Origin of the sequence: Streptomyces sp. WELS2 (assembly GCF_013870595.1) — a bacterium.
In the GTDB taxonomy this organism is placed as follows: Bacteria; Actinomycetota; Actinomycetes; order Streptomycetales; family Streptomycetaceae; genus Streptomyces.
This window is the reverse complement of the sequence record NZ_JACBWZ010000781.1, coordinates 1-2,838: the sequence shown is the minus strand read 5'-3', so window position 1 is coordinate 2,838 and position 2,838 is coordinate 1. Positions and strand designations below refer to the sequence as shown.

4 protein-coding genes and 1 pseudogene are annotated in these 2,838 nt (G+C 73.4%); 1 reads left to right on the top strand and 4 read right to left on the bottom strand.

All coding sequences use genetic code 11. The features are described 5' to 3' along the window. Nucleotides 1-398, bottom strand: a 398-nt coding sequence (locus tag H5J33_RS29730; RefSeq protein WP_181797893.1) for a P1 family peptidase, incomplete at its 3' end; no start/stop codon positions are given. A gap of 36 nt (nucleotides 399-434) precedes the next feature. After that, nucleotides 435-1,673 carry a low temperature requirement protein A gene (locus tag H5J33_RS29725; RefSeq protein WP_181797892.1) on the bottom strand — a complete coding sequence of 413 codons (1,239 nt, stop codon included), beginning with the start codon at nucleotides 1,671-1,673 and terminating at the stop codon, nucleotides 435-437. Between the two features lie 133 nt (nucleotides 1,674-1,806). On the opposite strand from H5J33_RS29725, the gene H5J33_RS29720 reads away from it, so the two are divergent. Beyond that, nucleotides 1,807-1,989 carry a hypothetical protein gene (locus H5J33_RS29720; RefSeq protein ID WP_181797891.1) on the top strand — a complete coding sequence of 61 codons (183 nt, stop codon included), beginning with the start codon at nucleotides 1,807-1,809 and terminating at the stop codon, nucleotides 1,987-1,989. 19 nt (nucleotides 1,990-2,008) lie between these two features. On the opposite strand, the gene mscL is transcribed toward H5J33_RS29720, so the two are convergent. Both mscL and H5J33_RS29710 read right to left on the bottom strand, forming a co-directional pair. Next, nucleotides 2,009-2,488 (bottom strand): large conductance mechanosensitive channel protein MscL, encoded by a 480-nt coding sequence (mscL, locus tag H5J33_RS29715; protein WP_181797890.1) that lies wholly within the window; start codon nucleotides 2,486-2,488, stop codon nucleotides 2,009-2,011. A gap of 138 nt (nucleotides 2,489-2,626) precedes the next feature. Further along, nucleotides 2,627-2,838, bottom strand: a pseudogene (locus H5J33_RS29710) (hypothetical protein); the annotation flags it as partial.

Here is a 2,838-nt window from a genome sequence, read left to right as displayed (position 1 = left end):
CGGCCCGTCGCCGCGTCCGGGCGGGCCCGGAAGTCCCCGCCGCGGCCCAGGTCGAAGACGCACGCCGCGGGCACCACCGGCACCACATGCGCCGGGTCCGGCCCCACCGGCACCCCGCGGCCCCGCTCCTCCAGCCAGGCCATCACCCCGGACGCCGCGTCGAGCCCGTACGCGCTCCCCCCGGTCAGCACCACCGCGTCGACCCGCTGGACCACGTTGCGCGGGTCGAGCGCGTCGGTCTCCTTGGTGCCGGGCCCGCCGCCGCGCACGTCCACGGCGGCGACGGCGCCGCCCTCGGGGGCGAGGACGACCGTGGTGCCGGTGAGCCAGCCGTCGCCGGCCCGGGTGGCGTGGCCCACCCGCAGCCCGGCGACATCCGTCAATGCGTCAGCTGTCATGGACGCCAGTGTGGCCGAGCGCCCTCCGCGGAAGGCTCAGCCGGCCGGGGCGGCGGCGCCCGGCCGGTGCTCCCGGGCGGCCGCGCGCGCCGTCAGCACCACCCCGGTCGCCACCGCGGCCGCCGACACCAGTCCCGCCGCGAACACCGCCCAGTCGCCCAGGAACGTGCAGCAGATCACCAGCAGGGCCGTGACCGGCAGCACCAGCTGCTCGGCGAGGCCCGCCTTGAAGTGCCGGGAGTGCAGCGCCCACACCGTCAGCAGGAACAACGCCGTCGGCAGGGTGACGGCGGCCGACGCGGCCAGGGTGGAGATGTGCGCCTTGCCGGTCGCCTGCTCCACGGCCACCTCCAGTCCCGCGCCGACGGCCGCCGCCGAGGCGAACACCAGGTAGTGGCCGTAGCCCCAGACGAACGCCCGCCTGCTGGAGCGCAGATGCCCGTGGATGGGGACCACGAAGTAGATCCACCACGCGGCGAAGACGATCAGCAGCCCGCCCGCCGCGATGGGCAGCAGCTCGGCCGGCGTGCTGTGCTCGGCCAGGGCCGACTTCACGGCGACCGTGGCCGCGGCGATCGTCTCGCCGAGCACGATGATCGTGAACAGTCCGTACCGCTCGGCGATGTGATGCGGGTGCCAGGGGGTCATCCGCTTGCGCTCGGCGTACAGCGGCACGCACAGTTCCACCAGCGCCATCACCAGGAAGACCCAGGGCCGCGCGGGCTCCGGCAGCAGCACCAGGCCGAGCCAGCCCACCTGGCACAGCAGCACCCCGCCCGCGTAGCGCAGTGCCGTGGTCCGCTCCGGGCCCCCGGCCGATCTCGCGGCTCTCAGCCACTGCCAGACCATCGCCAGCCGCATGATCGCGTAACCGAGCCAGACCAGCAGGAAGTCGTGGTCGGTGAAGGCCCGGGAGATCCCGGCCGCCAGGACCAGCACGCCGGCGATCTGCACCAGGGTGACGACCCGGTAGAGCGCGTCGTCGTTGTCGTACGCGGAGGCGAACCAGGTGAAGTTCATCCAGGCCCACCAGATCGCGTAGAACGCCATGGCGTAGTCCAGGATCCCGGTGCCCGCGTGTCCTTCCGCGACGGCGTGCACCAGCCGCACGCCCGCCTGCGCGACCGCCACGACGAAGCACAGGTCGAAGAACAGCTCCAGCGGGGAGGCGACGCGGTGCGCCTCCTCCCGCTCGCGTGCGGTGAGCCGTCGCAGGTGGCCCGGCGGCCGTGGTGTGCCGGAGGGGGCGGGCGGGGGAGCGGAACTCGGCGTCATGACACCCAGGACAGCAGAAACCGGCCGCGAGAGCCCGTTCACGATCCCGTGCGCCCGAGGGGGCGGGCCGACCGTCCGGTGCCGGGGCGGGCAGCCCGCCGGGCCGCCGACCCGGGAGCCGTACCCTGGTGGCATGAGCACCGCTGCCGAATCCGCCCCCGAGCCGCGCGCCCCGAAGCCCGCGCTGGTCTTCGACGACCCGCTGGACCAGCAGTCCTCGGACGACACCGACCGCGGGTGGGGCGAGCGGGCCGACGGCGACAGCGCAGCCGACCTCAGGCGCTTCCTGGACGAGAAGCCGCCCCACCACCTCTGAACGGGCCGCGCGAGCGTCGCTAGCGCTCGCCGCCCTGTCCCGAGCCGCGCTGTGCGACCAGGGCGTCCCGGATCTCCTTGAGCACCTCCAGCTCGCTCACCTCCACGACCTCCTTGGTGCCCTCGCGCGCCGCCTTCCGGGCCGCCTGCCGGGCCAGGTACTTGGACATCGGCAGCACCATCAGGAAATAGACCACCGCGGCGGTGATCACGAAGGTGAGCGCGGCGCCCAGGACGGAGCCCCACAGGATCGGCACACCGCTTTGCACCGTGCCGTCGGCGGCCACCTTGCACGGGTCCTTCAGGCAGGAGCTGTAGTGGTCGAGGTTCTGCGTGCCGATCGCTCCGACCAGCGGGTTGATGACCCCCTTCACCACCGAGTTGACGATGTTGGTGAAGGCCGCGCCGATGACCACCGCGACTGCCAGATCGACGACGTTGCCGCGCATCAGGAAGGCCTTGAAGCCCTGCCAGACGCTCGGTTCCTTCTTCGCGCTCACCTCGGGGACTCTCCTCGCATGCACAGGGTGTGGAACAAAACGCTCCGCAACCTACGGCAGGAAGCGGCCCGGGTGTCCACTTCGGTAACTCGATCGAGCGACTTGACAGGAAGCCGTCGGCGGGGCTTACGAGCCGGTTCAGCACAGCGTCACCGCCAGGCGCGCGGTGGCGCTCGCGCCGACCAGCCGGGCGGCCGTGGCCCGGGGCACCGACAGCACGACCAGGGCTCCGCTCTCGGCGGCGCCGTCCGGCGGCTTCGGCACCTCCGTCACCCTGACACCGCGCGCGAGCACCCGGGCGCCGTCGGCGGGCGGATCCTGCGCCGCGATGACGTCGACGCGGTCGCCGG